Source organism: Bacillus pumilus (assembly GCF_038738535.1).
Lineage (GTDB): Bacteria > Bacillota > Bacilli > Bacillales > Bacillaceae > Bacillus.
This window is the reverse complement of the sequence record NZ_CP046128.1, coordinates 2,914,906-2,938,517: the sequence shown is the minus strand read 5'-3', so window position 1 is coordinate 2,938,517 and position 23,612 is coordinate 2,914,906. Positions and strand designations below refer to the sequence as shown.

22 protein-coding genes, 1 other RNA gene and 1 pseudogene are annotated in these 23,612 nt (G+C 41.4%); 20 read left to right on the top strand and 4 right to left on the bottom strand.

Annotated features, from left to right (window positions below; all coding sequences use genetic code 11):
* Positions 1-62: 62 nt before the first annotated feature.
* The 15 genes and pseudogenes from smpB to GKC25_RS14985 all read left to right on the top strand — a co-directional run bounded on the left by smpB (position 63) and on the right by GKC25_RS14985 (position 14,994).
* Complete coding sequence (gene smpB, locus GKC25_RS15055) at positions 63-533, top strand: SsrA-binding protein SmpB (protein ID WP_060597311.1); 471 nt, start codon at positions 63-65, stop codon at positions 531-533.
* Between the two features lie 176 nt (positions 534-709).
* Positions 710-1,072, top strand: a transfer-messenger RNA (tmRNA) gene (ssrA, locus tag GKC25_RS15050).
* Positions 1,073-1,591: 519 nt separating this feature from the next.
* Positions 1,592-1,771: a tryptophan RNA-binding attenuation protein gene (locus tag GKC25_RS15045; protein ID WP_080869546.1), complete on the top strand. Its 180-nt coding sequence runs from the start codon at positions 1,592-1,594 to the stop codon at positions 1,769-1,771.
* A gap of 256 nt (positions 1,772-2,027) precedes the next feature.
* Entirely contained in the window at positions 2,028-2,948 is a 921-nt protein-coding gene (locus tag GKC25_RS15040) for a terpene synthase family protein (protein ID WP_034660005.1), read from the top strand.
* A gap of 1,113 nt (positions 2,949-4,061) precedes the next feature.
* Positions 4,062-4,695 (top strand): annotated as a pseudogene (locus GKC25_RS15035) (histidine kinase N-terminal 7TM domain-containing protein); the annotation flags it as partial.
* The gene (locus GKC25_RS15030; protein ID WP_342689976.1) at positions 4,690-5,661 is read left to right on the top strand and encodes a diguanylate cyclase; all 972 of its coding nucleotides are present in this window, start codon (positions 4,690-4,692) and stop codon (positions 5,659-5,661) included. The pseudogene GKC25_RS15035 and the gene GKC25_RS15030, both read left to right, overlap by 6 nt.
* Before the next feature lie 254 nt (positions 5,662-5,915).
* Positions 5,916-6,371 (top strand): DUF6376 family protein, encoded by a 456-nt coding sequence (locus GKC25_RS15025; RefSeq protein WP_034660001.1) that lies wholly within the window; start codon positions 5,916-5,918, stop codon positions 6,369-6,371.
* Between the two features lie 101 nt (positions 6,372-6,472).
* Positions 6,473-6,778 carry a metal-sensing transcriptional repressor gene (locus GKC25_RS15020; protein ID WP_034659999.1) on the top strand — a complete coding sequence of 102 codons (306 nt, stop codon included), beginning with the start codon at positions 6,473-6,475 and terminating at the stop codon, positions 6,776-6,778.
* Between the two features lie 84 nt (positions 6,779-6,862).
* The gene (copZ, locus tag GKC25_RS15015) at positions 6,863-7,069 is read left to right on the top strand and encodes a copper chaperone CopZ (protein ID WP_095285778.1); all 207 of its coding nucleotides are present in this window, start codon (positions 6,863-6,865) and stop codon (positions 7,067-7,069) included.
* 81 nt (positions 7,070-7,150) lie between these two features.
* Complete coding sequence (locus tag GKC25_RS15010; protein WP_342689842.1) at positions 7,151-9,586, top strand: heavy metal translocating P-type ATPase; 2,436 nt, start codon at positions 7,151-7,153, stop codon at positions 9,584-9,586.
* Entirely contained in the window at positions 9,583-9,717 is a 135-nt protein-coding gene (locus GKC25_RS15005; RefSeq protein WP_262417031.1) for a hypothetical protein, read from the top strand. The genes GKC25_RS15010 and GKC25_RS15005 overlap by 4 nt, the downstream gene beginning before the upstream one ends.
* 175 nt (positions 9,718-9,892) lie before the next feature.
* Complete coding sequence (locus GKC25_RS15000) at positions 9,893-11,170, top strand: cation:dicarboxylate symporter family transporter (RefSeq protein WP_003213370.1); 1,278 nt, start codon at positions 9,893-9,895, stop codon at positions 11,168-11,170.
* A gap of 16 nt (positions 11,171-11,186) precedes the next feature.
* Positions 11,187-12,632, top strand: coding sequence for an aspartate ammonia-lyase (aspA, locus tag GKC25_RS14995; protein WP_034659994.1), 1,446 nt, complete (start codon positions 11,187-11,189; stop codon positions 12,630-12,632).
* 116 nt (positions 12,633-12,748) lie between these two features.
* Entirely contained in the window at positions 12,749-14,065 is a 1,317-nt protein-coding gene (locus GKC25_RS14990; protein WP_095285779.1) for a sensor histidine kinase, read from the top strand.
* A complete protein-coding gene (locus tag GKC25_RS14985; protein ID WP_034659991.1) occupies positions 14,062-14,994 on the top strand; it encodes a response regulator in 933 nt (310 codons plus the stop codon). The genes GKC25_RS14990 and GKC25_RS14985 overlap by 4 nt, the downstream gene beginning before the upstream one ends.
* A 16-nt stretch (positions 14,995-15,010) precedes the next feature.
* Here GKC25_RS14985 and GKC25_RS14980 read toward each other — a convergent pair whose 3' ends face one another.
* Complete coding sequence (locus GKC25_RS14980) at positions 15,011-15,619, bottom strand: TetR/AcrR family transcriptional regulator (protein WP_342689841.1); 609 nt, start codon at positions 15,617-15,619, stop codon at positions 15,011-15,013.
* An 89-nt stretch (positions 15,620-15,708) separates the two neighbouring features.
* On the opposite strand from GKC25_RS14980, the gene GKC25_RS14975 reads away from it, so the two are divergent.
* Positions 15,709-16,257, top strand: a complete 549-nt coding sequence (locus GKC25_RS14975) for a hypothetical protein (RefSeq protein WP_034659988.1) — start codon at positions 15,709-15,711, stop codon at positions 16,255-16,257.
* 239 nt (positions 16,258-16,496) lie between these two features.
* Here the strand turns inward: GKC25_RS14975 and GKC25_RS14970 are convergent, their stop codons facing one another.
* Genes GKC25_RS14970 through GKC25_RS14960 form a run of 3 tightly spaced genes read right to left on the bottom strand, consistent with a single transcriptional unit; the run spans position 16,497 to position 19,064 of the window.
* The gene (locus GKC25_RS14970; protein ID WP_034659987.1) at positions 16,497-17,435 is read right to left on the bottom strand and encodes a metal ABC transporter substrate-binding protein; all 939 of its coding nucleotides are present in this window, start codon (positions 17,433-17,435) and stop codon (positions 16,497-16,499) included.
* Positions 17,436-17,448: 13 nt separating this feature from the next.
* Positions 17,449-18,321, bottom strand: coding sequence for a metal ABC transporter permease (locus GKC25_RS14965; protein ID WP_034659985.1), 873 nt, complete (start codon positions 18,319-18,321; stop codon positions 17,449-17,451).
* Positions 18,321-19,064, bottom strand: a complete 744-nt coding sequence (locus GKC25_RS14960; protein ID WP_034659984.1) for a metal ABC transporter ATP-binding protein — start codon at positions 19,062-19,064, stop codon at positions 18,321-18,323. The genes GKC25_RS14965 and GKC25_RS14960 overlap by 1 nt, the downstream gene beginning before the upstream one ends.
* Positions 19,065-19,492: 428 nt before the next feature.
* Between GKC25_RS14960 and GKC25_RS14955 the strand changes: the two genes are divergently transcribed.
* The 4 genes from GKC25_RS14955 (at position 19,493) to GKC25_RS14940 (ending at position 23,589) form a co-directional block, all read left to right on the top strand.
* A complete protein-coding gene (locus GKC25_RS14955) occupies positions 19,493-21,592 on the top strand; it encodes a heavy metal translocating P-type ATPase (RefSeq protein ID WP_095285782.1) in 2,100 nt (699 codons plus the stop codon).
* Positions 21,593-21,734: 142 nt separating this feature from the next.
* Entirely contained in the window at positions 21,735-22,421 is a 687-nt protein-coding gene (locus GKC25_RS14950; protein ID WP_034660697.1) for a DsbA family protein, read from the top strand.
* Positions 22,418-22,831, top strand: coding sequence for a disulfide oxidoreductase (locus GKC25_RS14945; protein ID WP_003212957.1), 414 nt, complete (start codon positions 22,418-22,420; stop codon positions 22,829-22,831). Before GKC25_RS14950 ends, GKC25_RS14945 begins: the two co-directional genes overlap by 4 nt.
* Positions 22,832-22,977: 146 nt before the next feature.
* Positions 22,978-23,589, top strand: a complete 612-nt coding sequence (locus tag GKC25_RS14940; RefSeq protein WP_003212961.1) for a trimeric intracellular cation channel family protein — start codon at positions 22,978-22,980, stop codon at positions 23,587-23,589.
* Positions 23,590-23,612: the final 23 nt, after the last annotated feature.

Genomic DNA, 23,612 nt, shown 5'->3' with positions numbered 1-23,612 from the left:
TGTTTGATAAAATAATCCGTACGATTTGGACCGTGTTTGTGTCAAAAGGAGGGTGTACGCCAATGCCAAAGGGAGAGGGAAAGGTTGTTTCCCAAAACAAAAAAGCAAATCATGACTATTTTATAGAAGAAACGTATGAAGCCGGCCTTGTGTTACAAGGAACTGAAATCAAATCGATTCGTGCAGGAAAAGTGAATTTAAAAGATTCCTTTGCCAAAATCGAGCGAGGAGAAGTGTTTCTTCACAACATGCACGTGAGCCCATACGAGCAGGGGAACCGTTATAACCATGATCCGCTGAGAACGAGAAAGCTGCTGCTTCATCGCAAGCAAATCAGTAAATTGATTGGTGCGACAAAGGAAGAGGGCTACTCACTCGTGCCTCTGAAACTCTATTTAAAAAATGGCTTTGCCAAAGTGCTGATCGGAATTGGTAAAGGGAAAAAGAAATATGATAAACGTGACGATCTGAAGAAAAAAGATGCAAAACGCGAAATCGAGCGTGCTTTCCGTGATCGCCAAAAGCAATTCTAGATTCATGCAGATGTCTTGCTGAGAGCGGAAGCATTATGCTACAATATGTTATGCAGTAAACAATCATTGCTTTTCTTACAGAAACCACCAGTTGTTTCAAGCGAAGAGATTGTTATAATAGTTATATACGGAAGCAGTTAAGCTGAACGTTTCCATCCCGTATATCCCTTTTACAAGGGGACGTTACGGATTCGACAGGGATGGTTCGAGCTTAGGCTGCGAGCCGAGAGGCGATCTCGTTAACACGCACTTAAATGTAACTGGCAAAACTAAAAGTTTTAACCAAAACTTAGCACTAGCTGCCTAATAAGTGCAGCGAGCTCTTCCTGACATCGCCTATGTGTCTGTGAGGAGCCCAATGAAGTAGGCTACGCTTACGTTTCCGTCTGAGGACGTAAGAAGAGATCCATCAGACTAGCTCTCCAAGCGCCCGTCAGCAGGCATGCGGATGAGTGAACACGAAATATGTTGACTACGCTCGTAGACGCTTAAGTAATCGATGTCTCTGGACGTGGGTTCGACTCCCACCGTCTCCATCAAAACTTTTAGAATGCAGTCGGGTATCAAGGGTTTGAAAGCCCTTGATACGGGTTTGGCATCATTTTAGAAGTTCCAAAACTCTATCATTATTTTTAAAAGACGCTATTTTTTGAGCGTCTTTTTTTATGCCCTTTAATAGATCCATCACTTGATTTGACAGACTTTGTGAAGCGTATGTCGGAGCAGAATCTAATGGTGCAGTTTATAGAGGAGCAAAAAATGATAAATATTTAATTACTTCGCTAAAAACATCCTTAATCATTGTGGTGTATTGAGATTCCTTAATTGTTCAGGGCTTTATGTTGGTCGCTCAATTAATGGTTTGCACAATGCAGCTCTCTTAAAGCCTCCTTAATAGATTAATTTGTCACTCAAACATTGAGCACTTTAATTATGTATAATATGATATCTTTATTGCCAAATAGAAATTTTATTTAACAAAATGTATGTTTATGGATCTTATTAGATTTAAGGTTTGGCCAAGAAACATCATTATTCTATAAGTTGAGGTGAAAGAGATGTCAGTCATTATATCAACAGACGATTTAGAGCATGTTTGTCCTAATTGTAATGGGACAAGTCATATTTCTATTAAGAACGAAGAAAAAATATGCCCAAAATGTGATGGGAAAGGTGTTATCCTAACTGCTTTAGGCCAAACATTACTTCATTTTATGAAGAAGCATATACGCAATTAATTCAAAGAGATTCTGTACAAAGACAAGAACAAAGTTGAACCAACTGTTTGTTTAATAATGGAATATTGTTCAAGTCTCTTTTTATAGTTTACCCTGCGGAAACAGGTAAATGGTATTTTTTGTTAATTATTCTGTTGAGATAAGCATTTTTCTGTTTACCTTTTTTTAGACAGAAAAACAAGATTATTAACTGCGTTTTTTGAAAATTTAAACAGGGTAAATACATAAAAAAGAAAATAATTTTTAGGAGGACGAAATGTTAGAAGTAAAAAACATACCGAAAATAGAAGAATGTTTCGAAAGTTCTATCAATCCTTATGTTAAAAAAGTACATGAAGACACAGTTAATTGGGCTAAAATTAATAATTTAATGAATGATTCAAACATAAAAAGATATGAAAGACAAAAAATTTCATACTTGGCAGGACGTTCTCAACCTTATGACTCTTACGACAGTGTAAGATTGTCTTCTGATTATCTTTTATTGTTTTGTATATTGGATGATTATAGCGACAATTTGAACAATCAAAAGTTATATGATATATATTCTAAAAAGATAATTGAAATTCTTAATGAAAGAGCATTTTATGATGATGATACTTTTTTATATGCGTGGCATGATTGGTGGAAACGTCTTAGTATAGGAATGCCTGATGAATGGAAAAAAAGAATTATTCAAAGTATTCAAAATTGTTTTAATTCTATTAAATGGGAAATTAAAAATGAAAAAGAAAAGTGCATACCAACTCTAGAAGAGTACGTCAATCATAGGATGCATAGTGGAAGTGTTTTTGTCTGTTTTGATCTAATAGAAAGAGGAGGTAGAAGTTTTATTCCTGCTTCTAGTCGTAGTATTTTACTGAGAGATTTAATTAACTCTATCAATAAAATAGTAAATTGGACAAATGATTTATTATCTTTTAAAAAAGAATTTGAGAATGATGAAATTCATAATTTGGTTATCATTCTGCAAAAACAAGAAAATTGTTCAATAGAGACAGCTTTAGATAGAGCAAAGGAAATGTTAAACATAGAAATTAATACATTCATTGAACTTAAAAATAAAGTCTTTATCAGTAATGAGCCTTTTGATAGTGGTATGATTAAATTCATATCTAGGTTGGAGAATGGTGTTCGAGGACATTATGAATGGAGTATGAAGACTAAAAGGTTCTAATTTATTATTCTTAAATGATAACTGCTACCCTTATAGTGCTATTAAATAAAAATATATACTGTATATTTATGATGACTATTACCCCTCATTATATATGTGGCTCCGCTTTATAAAAAGAGGTTATATTATGTTTAATATGAGGGAGGTTTTGTACGACTAATATATGAAAACGTTTTAGAACCAATGCTTCATGATAAGGAACAGGGTCGTGGATATTTATTGATGTTGTTTGCATTTCTTTAAGTTGGGGTGAATCGGTTTAAAAGAACGTGGCCTCTACCACTAGATCAATTGGCATAGCATAGAATATTGATGTTTTTAGGTTTGAGCATCAATGACCCCGTTCCTTATCATTTGGCATCGCCTTACTCGATTTAAAGATACAACGATTTTCCAGGACATTTTCAATGAAATTATTCTTCAAGCCATTAATCGGAATAATCTAGCAATACAAAATCGGCTTTGTGTTGAGAAGGATTTCTAGAGTGGAATATGAGAACAACACCTTGCTTTAACGAGAAATTTCTCTATTATAAAATGGATGGAATTAAGAAGAAAATAAGACTGACGAGATTTTCTCGGAAAACTTAAAGATGCCGATAGCCAGCATCTTTTTTTAATGTATTGGTCAACTTATGTTCCCCGAAACAACTGTAAAAATCGAATTAACAAAGGACAAACAACTATAATAGCAATAATGAGTAAGAGCTGATTAGATAAGAGTTCCACAAACGTTGTTTGAATCACATAAACTGCAATCAGTAGTAAATAACTCACCAAAAATATCAACCCAGAACTTCTCTTCTCAAATGGCTTCTCTAAGAGAATCAGCATAAATAGCCCCGCCATAATAATCAAAAAAGTCATATACTTTGTAAGCCTCCTCGTCATTGATCCCCGATTTCCACATTGTACAGATATTTCACCTACCGCAACATACTTCTCCCTCAAATTAAGCAAAAAGTAGTGAAAATATAAGGGATCACGAACAGATAACGACCGAAACTTTACAAAAAACCTCCAACCAAATCAAATTCACACCTTCCCATTTGCGACGTCCTCATATATAGTAAGATTAGACTAGTTCTAAATAACTGAAATTGGGGCGTTTACATGGATTCGATTGTTTTACATTTTATTGTGATCATGAGTGTTTCTGGCATTCTGTCCGTGATATTATCAATCATTGCTCATGCGAACCGCCGCCGGTATATTGGCTGTCAATTGTTTATGTACATGTCTGGAGCAACTGCGATTTATATCTTTGGGCACACGTTTGAATTATTGGCAAGTACACCTGGACAGATCATGTTCTGGGTTTGTTTTCAATACATAGGTCTTCCGTTCATCGCACCATTCAGTCTGATGATTGTGCTGCAATTTACGGGATTCCATCAATATTTCACAAAGCGCCGCGTGCTTCTCATCTTACTGATTCCAACTCTCACCACCATTATGGTCTTTTCATTCACTCTTTTATCGTAGCATCACGATGAATCCAGTAGACGGTTTTTTATTGGCTGATTTTACGATTGGCTATTGGTATATCATTCATGGCGTCTATACATTTGGCTGTTCGATGCTCGCTATTTTTATGCTGGTTTGGTTTTTACGTGTCACAAAAAAAGAATATTTAAAGCAGATCCTCATTTTGCTAGTGGGAATGTTACTGCCAATCACGACATCTTTTATCTATTTATTAGGCGTTACGCCTCTTCATATTGACCCGGTCCCTGTGGTGATGTTTTTAACCAATGCACTCTACTTATGGGCGATTATGTCGTTCCAGCTCTTTAAGCTCTCTCCCATTGCAATGGAGCGTGTGTTTGAGCATATGTCTGAAGGGGTTCTCATTTTAGATCGATACCGGACACTCATAGATTACAACCCCGCTGCTGCATCGATCATTCCAGCACTTTCTAATAAAAAGGGCATTGGCTATAAAATTGACGATATTTTCTCAGGGATCATCAAAGATACCGCGTTCATTCAGTGGCTGCGTTCTCCGCAGGATCATTCGCAATATGATTTAATGTGGAAAAAGGAAGAAGATCAGTCCAGCTATTATCACCTGACCGCTTCATCGTTATTTAATAGAAGAGGAGAGATCGAGGGCAGGCAAATTGTGATCAGTGATGTAACAGAGCAGCGTTTGCTGCAGGAAGAGCTGGAGCGTCGTGCGTATATTGATGGGTTGACGAATATCTTCAATCGTTCTTCTTTTATTGAACGAACGCAGATGATCTTGGAAGAGGATGCGCAGGATACGGCGATCTTGCTGTTTGATATTGATTTCTTTAAACAAATCAATGACACGCATGGACATCATATTGGAGACGAGGCGCTGCGTCATGTTGTCACCATTTGTCAGCAGCATTTACAGATGGACGATTTATTCGGACGATATGGCGGAGAAGAGTTTGCTATTTGTCTGCCGCATCATTCATTTGAAGAGGCATGTCATATTGCGGAGCGAATGAGACATTCGTTTGAGACGAGTTTCTTTGAGACTGATGAGGAAAAAGTGCGAGTGACAGCGAGCTTTGGAATCGCTCATACAGCTTATGATCCAAATGTATTAGAAACTCTTCTATTTGAAGCGGACCAAGCCTTGTATATGTCAAAACGCCAAGGGCGCAACCGGATTTATGCGTCAACTGGAGCGGACTATATGCTGTATGAAGAGCATGATCTACCGCCAGCTTCTCATTGACTGTTGTCCTGACATTCGATATGATAAACATAACATTTGAACGGTTTCCTAAAGGGGAGTAGCTTTTACGGTTTGGTCGTCATTACAGAAACTCACGTTGTTTCTCGGCCATTCCGGCATGAACATGTTAGCCAGACCTTTGCCTATCACACATGAGGCAAAGGTCTGGCTTTTTTAAGGTCTTATTGCATCTGTGTGATGGGGGAGCGGGACAAATGATGTTTTCAATACCGCAGATGAAAGGATGATCGATCTTGAAAAAATATGTGATCTCTTTGTTATTTTCGGGCACGCTTGTATTAAGTGGATGCTCCGGTTTGCTTGACCAAGTAAGTGATACAACGACATATGTCACAGAGGCAAATGAGTATGTGACGGACATTCAGCAATTTACGGAGGACTTTCCACAGCTCGCAGAAGAAGCTGTAAAAAACGCCGCCAAAAAAGCAGAATTAACCCAGCAGCTTGAATCATTGAAAGCAGACATTCAAGAATTTAATGAACTGACAGCACCAAAAATAGCAGAAGACCTGCATGTGCAGATCATTGAAAAAAATAAGGTGCTGTCAGAGGAAATTCAAACGTATTTACAGCAATTGAAAGCGGACAACATCGACGTTGCTGCTATGCTTGAGGACCAGCAAGGGTTGATCAAGCAGCTTCAGCAGTCCGTCAATCTATTGCAGGACATTGAACAATTAACAAACTAAGGCAAACACTAGAGAGTGTGTTCAGCATATCTTTGCCTTTTCCGGTGAAGATATGCTTTAATTTAAATAAAAACAAGTCTTATTAGAAAAAAGGTGATTACATGACAGAACATGAAGAAAGACATATGGCTTCGCCTAGAGCCGAGAAGGATAAAGATCAATTGATCAATCGGTTGAAACGAGTGGAAGGACAAGTGCGCGGGATTCAGCAAATGATTGAAAACGATCGTTACTGTATAGATGTTGTCAATCAAATCTCCGCTGTCAATGCGGCTTTGAAAAAAGTTAGTCTTCAATTGATGGAAAAGCATACACATCACTGCGTAGCGGATGCCATTAAGAGCGGCAACGGGGATGAAGCCATTGAAGAGTTAATGAACGTCTTTACGAAACTGGCAAAATCGTAGCACATTAAGAATTATTTATGTTTACATCGATACCCTACTAGGGTATAGTAAGTTGTAGTAAATGATTGAAGGAGGCGATGAGAAGTGGAACAAGCAACACTTCAAGTGCAGGGCATGTCTTGTGGACATTGCGTGAAAGCAGTCGAAGGAAATGTAGGAGAATTAACAGGTGTTGAATCGGTGAAAGTCCATTTAGACAAGGGACAGGTGGATGTTTCATTTCATCCTGATCAAGTCACGTTACACCGAATCTCTGATGTGATTGAAGAACAGGGATATGATGTCGTATAAATGATATACGTGCTGCATGTGTCAGCGCGTATTTTTTTCAAAAAAAGATACCCCTATGGAGTATGTGGAGAGGTGAGATCAATGAAAAAGGAAATCGACTTTCAAATTACGGGGATGACCTGTGCTGCCTGTGCAGGCCGCATCGAAAAGGGATTGAACAGGCTGGAAGGTGTGGAGGATGCCAATGTGAATTTGGCGCTGGAAACATCTCATATTGTGTATGAAACAGAACAACTAACACCAGATGATCTGAAGCAAAAAATTCAATCCTTTGGCTACGGTGTGGTGATGGAGCAAGCAGAGTTTGATATAGAGGGAATGACGTGTGCGGCTTGTGCCAACCGAATCGAGAAAAAAATTAACCGGATGGATGGTGTTGATCACGGATCTGTGAACTTTGCGCTTGAGACACTTCAGGTCACGTATCACCCTGGCCAAACGTCTACAAGTGATATAAAGGAGGCGGTTCAGTCCATTGGATATTCTTTAATTGAACCAGCTGCAGACGAAGCAGAAGAAGGAAAGAAAGATCATCGCCAAGCAGCAATAGAGAAGCAGACGGCACGCTTTTTATTTTCAATGATCCTGTCACTGCCGCTTCTTTGGGCAATGGTCAGCCATTTTTCCTTCACGTCTTTTATTTGGCTGCCAGAAGCGTTCATGAATCCATGGGTTCAGCTGGCTTTAGCAGCGCCGGTTCAGTTCATTGTCGGCTGGCCCTTCTATGTAGGAGCATATAAAGCTTTACGTAATAAAAGTGCCAACATGGATGTTCTTGTCGCACTTGGGACATCAGCTGCGTTTTTCTATAGTTTATACGAAAGCATTCAGTCAGCGGTTCAAGGCACACGTGAGGCAGCCCTCTATTATGAAACAAGTGCTGTGCTTATTACGTTGATCGTGCTCGGAAAATTAATGGAAGCAAGAGCAAAAGGGAGATCATCAGAAGCGATTCAAAAGCTGATGGGCCTACAAGCGAAAGAAGCGGTCATCGAGCGAGATGGAAAAGAGATGACCGTGCCTATTTCCGAAGTAAAAGTGAATGATCTTGTGTTTGTCAAACCGGGTGAGAAAGTGCCGGTAGATGGAGAGATCGTGGAGGGAACAACCGCAATTGATGAGTCCATGATTACGGGAGAAAGTCTGCCTGTTGATAAAACGGCTGGTGATGCGGTCATCGGGGCAACCATCAATAAAAATGGGTTTGTGAAAGTGAAAGCGACAAAGGTTGGGAAAGAGACCGCCCTTTCACAGATTATCAGAGTCGTAGAACAAGCACAGGGCTCAAAAGCACCGATTCAAAGGATGGCAGATCAAATATCAGGGATATTTGTTCCTATCGTTGTAGGAATTGCTGTGCTCACGTTCCTGATATGGTTTTTCCTTATTGACCCAGGAAATGTGACGTCAGCCCTTGAAACGTTTATCGCAGTCATCGTCATCGCATGTCCGTGTGCGCTCGGTCTTGCCACACCAACCTCTATAATGGCTGGCAGCGGCCGTGCAGCTGAATCAGGCATTTTGTTTAAAGGCGGGGAGCATTTAGAAGTGACCCAATCACTTGACACGGTGGTTTTAGATAAAACAGGGACTGTGACAAAAGGGGAGCCGAGTCTGACAGATGTGATGGTATCTGACAATTGGACAGAAGATACGCTGCTTCAGCTAGCAGGATCGGCAGAACAGCAGTCGGAACACCCGCTTGCCAGAGCGATCACAGACGGAATGAAGGAACAAGGTCTTGAAGCGGTCGAGATCGAAGCCTTCCAAGCAGACCCAGGCCATGGAATTGAAGCAAAGGCCGCAGGACACAAGCTTTTGATTGGAACGCGTAAGCTATTACAGAAACATCATATCCCATATGATCAAGTCGAAGCATCCGTCACACTACTGGAGCAGCAAGGGAAAACAGCTATGCTTGTCGCGATTGACGGCGAAGTCGCCGGCATTGTCGCAGTGGCAGATACGATCAAATCATCCTCACCTCAAGCTATCAAGCGTCTGAAAGAGCAAGGGATTCACGTTGTGATGATGACAGGTGATAACAAGCTGACGGCAGACGCGATTGCGAAACAGGCGGGCATTGATCATGTCATTGCGGAAGTCCTGCCTGAGGAAAAGGCTGCTCACATTGCGGCGCTTCAGGAACAAGGAAAGAAAGTCGCCATGGTCGGAGATGGCATCAATGATGCCCCGGCTCTTGCGACAGCGAATATTGGGATGGCAGTTGGAACAGGGACAGATGTTGCCATGGAAGCAGCAGATATCACGCTCATGACAGGAGACCTCCATGCCATTGCAGATGCGCTTGAATTTAGTAAAAAAACAATGAGAAACATCAAGCAAAATCTATTTTGGGCGCTTGCTTATAACTGCATTGGGATACCGATAGCTGCTTTTGGTCTTCTTGCGCCATGGCTTGCAGGAGCAGCAATGGCCTTTAGCTCCGTGTCGGTTGTATTGAATGCGCTCAGTTTGCAGCGTTTGAAACCGGTTAGAGAGGGAGTGGCACAATGAAGCTGAATGTCAAATGGATTTGGACGATTAGTGCATTGTTCTATGTTGCTCTTGTTCTTATTGGATATGCTATGTATGATGAATTTTATCCAAAGCAAGAACCGCCAAGTGAACATATGCAAGATCATTGAGACTTCGCCAAAAGCGAAGTCTTTTTTTAACAATTTTGTGGAAAAACCCACCTTTTAAAAGATTTTTCATAAAAAATTCACTTCTTTTTGTTCCTTTTTGTCGTTTTTTGTAGGTTCATCGTTAAGATGCGATTAAGCAACAAAGAAAGCGTTATCAAAAAAAGGGGGTTCACGTATGAAAAAGTTAGGGTTAGCTTCTCAAATACTCATTGCACTTGTTCTGGGTGTTATCGTGGGAGCGCTGTTTTATCAAAATGAAACCGTTATTAATGTGTTAACGCCGATTGGCGATATATTCATCCATTTAATTAAAATGATCGTTCTTCCAATTGTTATTGCTGCGTTGATTGTAGCAGTAGCTGGTGTAGGGGATATGAAAACCATCGGAAGACTCGGCGGAAAAACCATTCTTTACTTCGAAATTGTGACAACGATTGCATTAGCAGTGGGACTGCTTGCAGCAAACGTCTTCCATCCTGGTACAGGAATTGACATGAGCAACATGGAAAAAGGCGATATCTCTAAATATGAAGAGACATCGAAAGCTTCTTCCGAAAAAGCGAGTTTCTCTGAAACCATTGTGCATCTAGTGCCAACAAACGTTTTCCAATCCATTGCAGAAGGTGATCTATTACCAACGATCTTCTTTACAGTCTTATTCGGATTAGGAATTGCGGCAGTAGGAGACAAAGGGAAACCAGTATTAGGATTCTTTGAGGGTATACTCGAAGCCATGTTCTGGGTGACCAATAAAGTGATGAAGTTTGCACCATTTGGTGTATTCGCGCTCATCAGTGTGACGGTGATCAAATTCGGGGTCGGAGCGCTTCTCCCGCTAGGTAAACTGGTACTTGTCGTTTACGGTACAATGGCATTCTTCGTTATTGTCGTACTTGGCATTATCGCAAAATTAGCTGGAACAAGCGTCTTTACACTATTTAGAGTGCTAAAAGAAGAAATCATTCTTGCATTCTCAACAGCAAGTTCAGAAGCTGTACTGCCTAGACTTATGGATAAAATGGAGAAGTTCGGCTGCCCGAAAGCGATCACGTCGTTCGTTATCCCAACAGGCTACACCTTTAACCTAGATGGAAGTGCCATCTATCAATCCATTGCCGCCATATTTGTTGCACAAATGTACGGCATGCCGCTTTCCATCTATGAGCAAATTACGTTACTATTAATCTTGATGCTGACATCTAAAGGAATGGCTGGTGTACCAGGTGCATCAATCGTTGTTGTCATCACAACACTTGGTGCAATGGGACTGCCGCTTGAAGGACTTGCCTTCATCGTTGGGATCGACCGTATACTTGACATGGTTCGTACAACTGTTAACGTATTTGGTAACTCACTTGCCGCCATTGTCATGTCTAAGTGGGAAAAAGTTTTTGATCAAGAGAAATCGAAGAAGTATATTGAGGAATTAAAACAACAAACAAAAGCAGCGTAAAAGGAGATCTTTTCAAATGACGAAGCTACAGGACAAGCAAGTTCGAATCGAACGAGACTTTCTAGGTGAAAAGGAAGTAGACACTCAAGCGTATTATGGAATTCAAACATTACGTGCAGTAGAGAACTTTCCAATTACTGGCTACCATGTTCATGAGGAACTCATCAAAGCATTAGGGATTGTCAAAAAGGCAGCCGCACTTGCAAATATGGATACACAACGACTATATTCTGGTCTTGGAGAAAAAATTGTTCAAGCCGCAGATGAGGTTATTGAAGGAAAATGGAACAATCAATTTATTGTCGATCCAATTCAAGGCGGGGCTGGCACTTCAATGAATATGAATGCCAATGAAGTCATTGCAAATAGAGCGCTTGAACTACTAGGAAAGGAAAAAGGCGCTTATACTGAGCTAAGTCCAAACACGCATGTGAACATGTCGCAGTCAACAAACGACGTTTTCCCAACAGCGATTCATATTTCAACATTGAATATGATTGAAAAACTACTTTATACGATGGAAAACATGCATCAAGTCATGACGGAAAAAGCGCAGGAATTCGATCATGTGATCAAAATGGGACGTACGCATCTTCAGGACGCTGTTCCAATCAGACTTGGTCAGGAGTTTAGTGCTTATGCAAAGGTTCTTGCTCGTGATATTAAACGTATCAAGCAGTCTAGACAGCATTTATATGAAGTCAATATGGGAGCAACAGCAGTCGGAACTGGATTGAATGCTGATCCTAAATATATTCGTCAGGTGGTAGGCTATCTATCTGACATTAGCGGATTACCGTTAGTTGGAGCTGAAGACTTAGTAGATGCCACGCAAAATACGGATGCTTATACAGAAGTATCTGCTGCACTTAAAGTATGTATGATGAATATGTCCAAAATGGCGAACGATATTCGTTTGATGGCTTCAGGGCCAAGAGCAGGTTTTGGTGAGCTTCACTTGCCGCCGAGACAGCCAGGTTCATCCATCATGCCAGGGAAAGTCAACCCAGTGATGCCTGAGGTCATGAACCAAGTGGCATTCCAAGTCATCGGAAATGACCACACGATCTGTCTTGCATCAGAGGCTGGTCAGCTTGAACTGAACGTCATGGAACCAGTTTTAATATTCAACTTACTACAATCTCTCAGCATGATGAAAAATGTGTTTGAGTCCTTCATGGACAACTGCCTGCGTGATCTAAAAGCAGATGAAACGAGATTAAAAGAATATGTAGAAAAAAGTGCTGGTGTCATGACAGCGGTGAATCCGCATATTGGTTATGAAGCTGCTGCACGAATTGCAAGAGAAGCGATTCTTACAGGCGCATCTGTACGTGAGCTTTGTCTGCAAAATGATGTGTTAACAGAAGAAGAGCTTGACGTCATCTTGAATCCTTTTGAAATGACCAAACCAGGTATTGCTGGCGCATCACTTTTAGAAAAGGATCGTTTAGAAGATTAAGCGGCATCATGAGAAGCGCACACCGACAAAGTTCCGGTGTGCGCTTTTTCATGGATGTTTGTTTTTCTCAAGCTCACATAGTATACTATCGTCAATTATTAGGGATGTGACTGCGTTTGAATCTACTGAAAAAATGGCTGAATACAGAGCCTTATTTAATTGTGTTGCTCATTGTACTGACACCGATTGGCGGAGAGTTCAAATTTTATCCATTTGAGGACAGCTTTCGGGTCAGTTTTGGAACCGTTGTCTTTTTCTTTATCCTGCTTCAAATGAAAAAATTCCCGGCATGGGCAAGCGGTATTATTGCAGGGGTATCTGTTTTTGCGTTTCGCGTGCTTCTTGATACAGCCGTCACAGGTCATCTTCCGCTGGAAGAGGCGGTTTCATTAAGATTTCCTTCCCTTCTTTATTATGTCGTCTATGGCACGCTCTTTTATTTATTACAGGTCAGACGTTTCCGCGATCAGCCTTGGCTCATTGGTGCGACAGGCATCATCATGGAACTGTGTGCGAGCGTTGTTGAAATGATTGCACTTCGTGGCACCATTGATGAAATCTTAACGATGCGGACGCTGTTTCAACTATTTGTTTTGGCGATTTTTAGAAGCTTTTTCGTGTTGGCTTGTTATACAATGATTCGATTATATGAAGAGCAGGCGAGAGAGCGTCAGATGAAAAAGGAAAAGGAACATCTGCTGATGCTTCTGTCTAACCTTTACACGGAATCTACATACTTTCATAAAACACTTGCACATGCTGAGCACATTACAGCGACATCCTATCAATTGTATCAATCCCTGCACCACGCAAACGATGCGGAGTCATTGGATTTGAAAAAGCTCGGAAAAACAGCCCTGCAAATTGCAGGAGAGGTACATGAGATCAAAAAGGATAACCAGCGGATTTTTTCTGCATTATCAAAGCTGATTCATGAAGAAAATTTCCAGGCTTATGCAAGTCCTGCCCATATTGCTGGGCTTGTGATTCGTATCCATGAAAATTACGCAGAATCTCTTAAAAAAAACATTGTCTTTCATTATGATGAAGATGGGCAGCATCCCGCCTATCACGTGTATACCATTCTATCTTTGTTAAATAATATTGTTTCCAATGCTGTCGAAGCCATTCCAGTGGATGGAGAGGTGTCACTCTCTATTTCACAGAAAGAGAACCAGGTGATCTTTCAAATCAGTGACAACGGGCCTGGCATTAAAGAGCGTAATCATCATGTTATTTTTAAACCCGGTTTTACTTTAAAATACGACCAGGCTGGGAATCCATCAAGCGGTATCGGGCTTTCCTATGTGAAGGATACAGCGGAGAAGCTTGGCGGAAGTGTTGAGATGAAGAGTATCCCAAATAAACAAACGATTTTCACGTTAACGATACCAGTGGATCAAGTCAGTAGGAAAGAGGGGATTGGGAGATGAGATTTTTTATTGTTGATGATGATGAAGCCGTGCGTTCTTCTCTGGCTCAGCTCATTGAAGATGAAGAGCTTGGCATTGTCGCAGGGGAAGCAGAGGATGGCGCAGAGTTAACGGCAAGCTACTTAAATGATTTGCACATTGATATCTTATGTATTGATCTATTGATGCCGGAAAGAGACGGTCTTGAAACGATTCGAGCCATTAAGGATGAGTTTCATGGGAAATACTTAATGCTGTCGCAGGTAGAAACAAAGGAATTAATCGGCCAGGCGTATACGCTTGGTGTTGAGTATTATGTGACAAAGCCAATCAATCGTGTAGAGGTCTTAAGTGTGCTCCATCTCATGATTGAACGTCTTCATTTAGAGCATTCAATTGAAAACATTCAGCACTCACTCAAATCCGTCATGCAGTTTCAGCAGCGCGGTCAGACGAAAACGAAGCAGCGGGGGAAAAGTCTTGCAGAGGCAGGTCAGTTCTTGCTGGCAGAGCTTGGGATTGTGGGTGAGAAGGGGTCTAAAGATTTATTAGATATGATTCTCTTCACAGATCAGTATGTAGCGCTGCATACCGATCATCACGATTCTTTTCCTTCTTTAAAGGTCATTTTTACCGGAATCACGGAGGATAAATTAAATGAGCCGTACACATCAGCAGACATTGCAAGAGAAGCGAAGGCAGCGGAACAGCGGGTAAGACGTGCGATCAACCAATCTTTGAAACACATCGCATCACTTGGGTTAACTGATTTTTCTCATCCGACCTTTGAAAATTATGCATCTAAATTCTTTGATTTCACCATCGTGCGAAAGAAAATGAGTGAATTAACAAAAGAGACGAGCGGGAGAGAAGAACACACCCGTATCAATGTGAAGAAATTTGTGCAGGTGCTCTACTACGAAGCAAAACGTATTTTTATGGAAGATTAAAAAAAGACATGCTCCCTCATGAGGGAGACATGTCTTTTTTGGTGATGGATTGCAGGTGCATCTGCAGCACGGAGCGTATGAGCTCAGGCGGTAAACGATGAGGCTGCAAGATTCCATTCAATGCAAGCCCATTGATGACCGCATAAAGCCGCTCAGTTTCGACTAAAAGATCGATATGATCAAGCAAAAGCCCATCCTCTTTTAATTTCATTAAACAATATTGGGTCGTTTGGAAAAGCTCGTCATACATCTTTGCATTGAGCGGCTGTAAATCTGGTTCAGTCAGCGACTTGACCGTAAAAGCCTGCCACACCTCCATTTCAAATCTTCGTTCTTCATCAAGTGGAAGAACCTGTTCCAATAACGTGAGGACATTTTCTTCCGTTGAACCGTTCAGCTGAAGTCCTGTCATCCGCTCTTTGACTCTTTCCTGAATCAATGTCATAGAGAAAAGAAATAGCTCCTGCTGTGTGGAGAAATAATGACGCATAGAACCCGCAGAAATGCCAGCTTCTACCGCTACTTTTCGTACAGAAGCGTTTTCCAATCCATCCTGTTTAATCACTCTCATGGCAGCTTGAGCGACTTTTTGTTTTTGTTTATGGTGATCGACGATTTTTGGCATACATTGATTTTAGCACAGCTATTGTTTTTTTAACACAGTTGTGTTATTTTTTATTTAATACAATTGTGTTAAAAAGGATGTGGGGAATATTGGTCGGGTTATTGATTGTGGCATGTGAAATTGGTTTTTGGCTGTTTATTCTGGTGGGTTTAACACTGCGTTATGTGTTTAGACAGAAAAAGTGGGGCGCCTTCTTTCTGGTCTGTACGCCGATTTTGGATCTAATCCTTCTTGCGGCTACTTATATGGATTTAAGGCAAGGGGCTGTGGCGAGTGTCATCCACGGGCTTGCGGCTGTTTATATTGGGGTGAGTCTCGCCTTTGGACATCAAATGGTGAAATGGGCAGATGCTCGGTTTGCTTATCGATTTGCAGGAGGCCCTAAGCCGAAGGGAAGACCTAAGTACGGGAAGGAACGGTCAGTGTATGAAATGGTCAGCTGGACGCGGCATTTCGTCTCTTATGTCATCGGAGCTGGTCTGCTATTTGGTTTATCCTATCTCATACAAGCACCAGAACGAACGGAATCACTGATGCAGCTCGCCGGTGTGTGGGGGATGGTCTTAGCCATTGATTTCGTCATTAGCATTAGCTATGTCATTTGGCCGAAAAAACACCCGCAAAATATAGCCAGCTAACAAAAAAGACAGGCGGATTCATTCCGCCTGTCTCAGCGTGAAGACAAACCCTCGCATTCGTTGTCAGTCCTGCGCGCTGGTGCTCACGAATGTCAAATTCGTTCCGCGCCAGTGCTCGTCCTTCCTAGACTGCAAAGGTTTTCTATCACGCTGAAAAGAAGACAAAGGGCTAAAATAAACATCATTTTAGCCCTTTGTCAACAATCTAAGACAGGCAGAATCACTCCGCCTGTCTTTTCTTATGATGAAAGCCCTTTGTAAATGGTGTCAATATTCCATTTCATCATCTTATAGTAGCTGTCTCCGTCTTCACCTTTCTTTCCAATAGAGTCAGTGAATACTTTTCCTTTAATCGGAACCCCGGTTTCCTCAGATAAGCTTTCAAGGCTGCGTTGATCGACACTTGTTTCAAGAAAGAGCGCAGGAACTTGATGATCTTTGACAAAATGAATGATGCGCTTCATTTGTCCAGGTGTTCCTTCACTTTCTGTGTTGATCTCCCAAATGTAGCCTGCTTTCAGTCCATAGGCATCTGCAAAATACTTGAAGGCTCCCTCACTTGTCACAAGGAGCTTTTTGTCTTTTGGCAGCTGATCAAACTTGTCTTTTGCTTCATCGTGAAGCGCTTGAAGCTTTTTGATATAGGCTTCTGTATTTTTTTCGTAATCCTCTTGATGCTCAGGGTCCGCTTCAATAAGCGCATCCCGGGCATTTTGAGCATAAAGAATCCCATTTTCGACATTCAGCCAGGCGTGGGGGTCCTGCTGGCTTTCGAGTCCTTTTGAAGACAAGTGCTTTACTTTGACGCCTTTACTTAGTTCGGCTACAGGTGCATCATCCCCATCCTTGCCACTCGATTCGAGCAGCTTTTGAAACCAGCCGTTCCCTGTCTCAAGGTTTAAGCCATTATATAGAACAAGGTCTGCATCCGTTGTATGCTGAACATCCTTTGGCAGTGGGTCGAATTCATGTGGGTCTGTACCAATGGGAACAATGCTGTGAATAGAGACGTGCTCTCCGCCTACTTCCTTCACAATGTCATAAAGAATGGAGTAGGTCGTGACGACTTTTAATGTGCCGTCATCTTTGCCGGAATTATTTTGTTTAGTAGAACAGCCTGCGATGACCACAAGGGCAATGAATACTGCGATCAAACGGATTGCAAATACCTTCTTCATATATGTCCTCCTTTTACATAGACGCTTCCTTTTTTAGCTGCGTTCGTTTTCGTTTAGAATTTAATGATCTCCATAGAATTCCTTGCTTTGGTGAAAAGATAAAGGCACTCCCGAATAAAATGGTCGCGACCAGCACGATAGAAGCGCCAGACGACAAGTTATACGTAAAACTAAGCCCAAGTCCCACGACGGCAGAAACTGCACCGAAAAAAGCAGATAAATAAATCATGATCCATAGCCGGTCTGTTAAGAGATAAGCAGTGGCTGCCGGCGTAATAAGCATGGCAACGACAAGAATAATCCCAACAGTTTGCAGTGACGCAACGGTCACAAGGGTCAACAAGGTCATGAGAAAATAATGGATCATTCGATTCGGTAAACCGTAAACCGAAGAAATGACCGGATCAAATGAACTAATGAGCAGTTCTTTGTAGAAAACGATAACAGCCAGCAGGATAAAAATGCCGATGCCAAGTGTAATCCACATATCAGATGACCGAACAGCTAGGACGTTTCCAAACAAGATATGATATAAATCACTGGAACTTTTCAAAAATGTGATTAAAATGATTCCGATTGAGAAAAAGGCGGTGAAGACAATGCCGATGGCAGAGTCATTTTTAATGCGGCTGTTTTGACTCACGTATCCGATCCCAATCGCTGTTAACACTCCAGTTAAAACGGCCCCGAAGAAAAAGTTAATTCCCAGCATATAAGAGATGGCGACACCTGGCAGCACTGCATGCGAAATGGCGTCTCCCATCAGGGCCATGCCCCGTAAAATGATAAAGCAGCCAATGACCCCGCAAATAATGCCTACCATGACGGATGTAAATAACGCTTTTTGTAAAAACGCATATTCAAAGAGTCCGGTTAAAAATTCCATTACACGTCTCCTCCTGCTGTTTTTAAGAATGGTAGCTGCGTTTCATATGCCTCCAGCATGACCTCTGGGCGAAGTATGTCGTGTACAGGTCCAGCTTTGATGAGTTTTTTATTTAACAGAACGAGGTGGCTGAAGTAATCATCGGCTTTACTTAAATCATGATGGACAACCAAAATGGTTTTTCCTTCATCCCGTAATTCTTGCAAAATGCGAACCATCGTTTCTTCACTGGCCATATCAATCCCAACAAACGGTTCATCCAAACAGAAGAGCTGTGCGTTTTGCGCAAGTGCTCTTGCAAGGAAGACACGCTGCTGCTGACCGCCGGATAACTCACCAATCTGTCTTTTGGCAAAGTCCTGCATACCGACCTTTTCTAAACAGTGGTACGCATATGCCCGGTCTTCTTTTTTCGGACGTTTCATCAGGCCAAGCTTCGGATATGTTCCAAGTAGCACGGTATCCAGCACATGAATAGGAAACGTCCAGTCTAGATCATTTCTTTGTGGTACATAGGCGATCTGTTTTCTGACTTGTTTAAAGGGCTGTTCAAAAAAGCGAATATCCCCTTGGTCTTTTTCAATTAAATCCAAACATGCCTTGAGTAAAGACGATTTACCGGCACCATTTGGACCTATGATTCCTGTCATCGTTCCTTCCTGTATGGAAAGAGAGATGTTCTCTAATGCATCCTGCCCGTGATATGAGACATGAAGACGGTCGATTGTTAAAGCATTTGGCATCTCTTGCGGCCCCTTTCAATCATCATTGCACTTCCTAAAGATATATGCATACATTAAATAATTTTGACTAAAGGATGAAATGATTCTCTAATGCTAATTTGTTTCCTCAAGGAAACTTTTATTTCATTCTAAGTGTATGTCCTTCTTTTGTAAAGAGAAAAGCTGCACTTTTTCTGTCAGAGGTCAAACGATCGTTTTTATGTTATGCGGGGAGCGGGGGACATGAGCTTGGATTATTGAAAATCCATGTGGCAGGATTGGGCATAAAAAAACCAAACATTTGCTCATAAATGATTGACAGCTGATCAGAACTCCTCATATAATAAAGATAATTCAATATATGAATATGTGCTCATATATAATAATCACAGCAGCTGATAGGTTTGATTGAATCAGGGAAGGCTACTTATATAGAAAAAGGTGAGAACATGAAAAAGATGAAGGATGAATACGTATTAAGCGGTCTTGATTGCGGCAACTGTGCACGTAAAATAGAAACAGGTGTCAGCAAAATGGATGGTGTTGAAGCTTGCTCTGTTAATTTTGCGACAGGCACATTGACTGTTACGCATGCAGATAAGCAAGAAACGATGTCAAGGCGCATTGAAAAAACCGTTCAGTCCATTGAACCTCATGTGAGTGTATCACCGAAAGAAGAAGGACATCATCACGATCATGAGCATGGGACGAAAAGGTTAAAAACGATTGTGGTGAAATTAATTGGCGGTGCAGTCATTGGAACAGCAGCTTTCTTTATACCTGAAGATGGTGTATTAAAGTTCATTATGTTCTTCGCAGCATATTTACTAGTCGGCGGTGATGTGGTTTTTAAAGCGCTGAAAAATATCGTGCGCGGCCAAGTATTTGATGAGAACTTCTTAATGACGATTGCAACGGTTGGTGCTTTTGTCATTCAGCAATATCCAGAAGCGCTTGCTGTCATGCTGTTTTACCAAATTGGAGAGCTCTTCCAAGGGGCGGCAGTGAACCGTTCAAGACGATCAATTAGTGAATTAATGAATATACGTCCAGAATACGCGAATCTAAAAGTAGGAAATGAAACGAAAAAAGTGAATCCGGAAGAAGTAAAAGCCGGTGACCGTATTGTCGTGAAGCCAGGTGAAAAAATTCCGCTGGATGGGCTCGTTGTTGAAGGTTTCTCGCTCGTAGATACATCTGCATTAACAGGGGAGTCGGTGCCGCGGGATGTAGAAGCGGGAAAAGAAGTTCTTGCAGGATTTGTGAATCAAAACGGTATACTTGAAATTGAAGTGCAAAAAGAGCTAAGTGAATCGGCAGTGACGAAGATTTTAGATTTGGTTGAGAATGCGAGCAGCCGAAAAGCACAGACAGAAAATTTCATCACAAAGTTTGCAAAATATTATACACCGGCTGTCGTCTTGCTTGCCTTATTGCTTGCCTTTATGCCGCCGCTTCTCTTTCCATCGGCACAATTGTCTGACTGGGTGTACCGGGCACTTGTCTTTCTCGTGATCTCTTGTCCTTGTGCTCTTGTTGTGTCCATTCCATTAGGATTTTTCGGGGGAATTGGGGCAGCTTCTAAACGAGGCATCCTTGTGAAAGGCAGTAACTATCTAGAAGCATTGAATTCTGTGAGATATGCTGTATTTGATAAGACGGGCACACTCACAAAAGGAAACTTTACGGTGACCAATATTGTCACAACCAGTGACAAGTGGTCAGAAGAGGAGCTGCTTTCTTTTGCAGCACTGGCAGAAGCCCATTCCTCACACCCTATTGCAGAATCGATTAAAGCGGCATACAGCTCGCCGATTGATGAAAGCCAGATTGAAGCATATGAGGATATCGCGGGACATGGAATTAAAGCGACCATCAGCGGTTCCCATGTCTTAGCGGGAAATCATCGATTGATGGAGCGAGAAGGCATTGCGTATGAAAAAGAAAAAAGAAGCGGAACCGTTGTGTACATGGCGATTAACGGTGAGTTTGCTGGATCGATCTTGATCGCAGATGAATTGAAGGAAGATGCAATCGAAGCCGTCTCTGCTCTAAAAGCGTCTGGGATTCAAACTGTCATGCTTACTGGTGATGCTAAGCAAGTCGGAACTGCGGTCGCCAAGCAAATTGGCATCGACGAAGTACATGCAGAATTATTGCCGCAGGATAAAGTAACGAAAATAGAAGAAATTGATCAGAAAAAAGCGCCTCAAGAAAAGCTGTTATTTGTTGGGGACGGCATTAATGATACACCTGTATTAGCAAGAGCAGACATAGGAATTGCAATGGGCGGGCTTGGATCAGATGCAGCTGTCGAAGCGGCTGATATCGTCATCATGACGGACCAGCCATCAAAGGTAGCAGAAGCCATTGCTGTCGCAAAACGAACAAGAAGGATTGTATGGCAGAATATTGCATTTGCCCTTGGTGTCAAAGGCATTTTCCTAATACTCGGTGCATTCGGTATTGCGACCATGTGGGAAGCCGTCTTCTCGGATGTCGGTGTCACCGTACTCGCTGTTTTAAATGCCATGAGGGTCATGAAATAAAATTGTAAGGAAAATTTCATGAATACCATCTTTCATAATGGACCCCCTCTTGTTAAAATAGAAGAAGTTGGATAATGGCATTTTTCTAAGCTATTATCCTTTTTCTTTTTTAAGGAATGAAAAAGATAAGGTAGGTGCTTATGTGAGTAAGAAAAATAATCAATCTTCATCCATTAAATTTGCTGTTATTTTAACCATCATCGCAGCTCTTCTCATCGGTCTATTTGTTGTGATTGGGAACAAGAACAGCCAAGAAGCACAAACAGTTGACAGTAAGCCTTCGATTAAAGGACAGCCTGTCATAGGAGACAAAAACGCAGCGGTGCAAATCGTCGAGTTTGGGGACTATAAATGTCCGTCATGTAAATCATTTGAAACAGACATTTTCCCAAAACTGAAAGCAGACTACATAGATAAAGGCGATGTATCCTTTTCATTTATTAATTTACCACTGCCTGTTCATGGAGATGGCGCAGTATTAGCAGCACTAGCTTCTGAAGAAGTGTGGAAAGAAGATCCAAAAAACTTCTGGGCATTCCATGAAGCTGTCTATCAAGCACAGCCAGATAGTGAAGCAGAATGGGTTACGCCTGCTAAGCTGACTGAACTAGCGAAAAAGACAACAAAAATTGATACGGATAAACTCAAAGATAATTTATCAAAGAAAACGTATCAGCCGCAGCTGAACACAGACGATCAGCTTGTGAACAAATATAAAGTGAATTCAACACCAACGATTTTGATTAACAATAAACAAGTTCAAAACTTTTATGACTATGATGAAATCAAAGAATTAATTGATCAAGAGCTCAAAGGGAAAAAATCATGAAGAATAAGCTCATTTACTTATACAGTGCTTGGATTGTCTCTATCGTTGCGACGATGAGCAGCCTGTATTTAAGTGAAATAAAGAAGTTTATCCCATGCGATATGTGCTGGTTTCAGCGCATTTTCATGTACCCGCTCGTGCTCTTACTTGGAATTGCTACGTTCCGGGGCGATGTCAAAGTGAAGTATTACGTACTGCCTTTGGCTGTGATTGGTGCTGGCTTTTCCATCTATCATTATATGGAACAAAAGATCCCGGGCTTTGCGTCGATTCGCCCTTGCCTAAGCGGCATTCCTTGTTCCGTTGATTATCTGAACTGGTTTGGTTTTATTACCATTCCACTATTGGCTCTCATTGCATTTATTCTTATCATCATCAGTATGCTGCTGTTAAATGCAAAAGAAGATTGAGAGATAGCCTGCTTTTAAGCGGGCTATTTTTTATTTTTGCAAAAAGATAAAATTTAAAGAAAATTTGTATTGCTTTTCGCTTATGTCAGATATACATTAAGGGAGTAGTGTTAGATGATCAGATCATGTAAGGAGATAAGCGGAAAATGGCATGGGAAGTCTTAAGTATCATTGGTATTATCGCATTCGCCATTAGTGGTGCGATAGTAGCAATGGAGGAAGAGTACGATATTCTTGGTGTGTACATTTTAGGGATTGTGACAGCATTTGGCGGTGGAGCGATTCGAAATCTATTAATCGGTCTTCCGGTGTCTGCTTTATGGTCACAGGGCAAAATGTTTACCATTGCTCTTGTATCCATTACGATTGTGTTTCTTTTTCCAAAGCTTTTGCTCAAGCACTGGAGCACATGGGGGAATTTCTCGGATGCGATTGGTTTAGCAGCGTTTGCGATTCAAGGTGCATTATTTGCTGTGCAAAGAGAGCTTCCGCTCAGTGCGGTCATTGTGGCAGCCATTTTGACTGGAAGCGGAGGCGGAATTGTGCGTGATTTATTGGCAGGGCGAAAGCCGCTTGTGCTAAAAGCGGAGATTTACGCAGTTTGGGCAGCACTTGGCGGCTTACTCGTAGGACTCGGTTTAGCACAAGGAGAGATTGCTTTGTATTTGCTGTTTCTCATCCTTGTCGTATGCAGGGTTTGTTCCTACCTATTCAAATGGCGGCTTCCCGCTAGGTCTTATTTTTTAAATAAAGGGTAAAACGAGAAAAGAGCGGTTTCGCT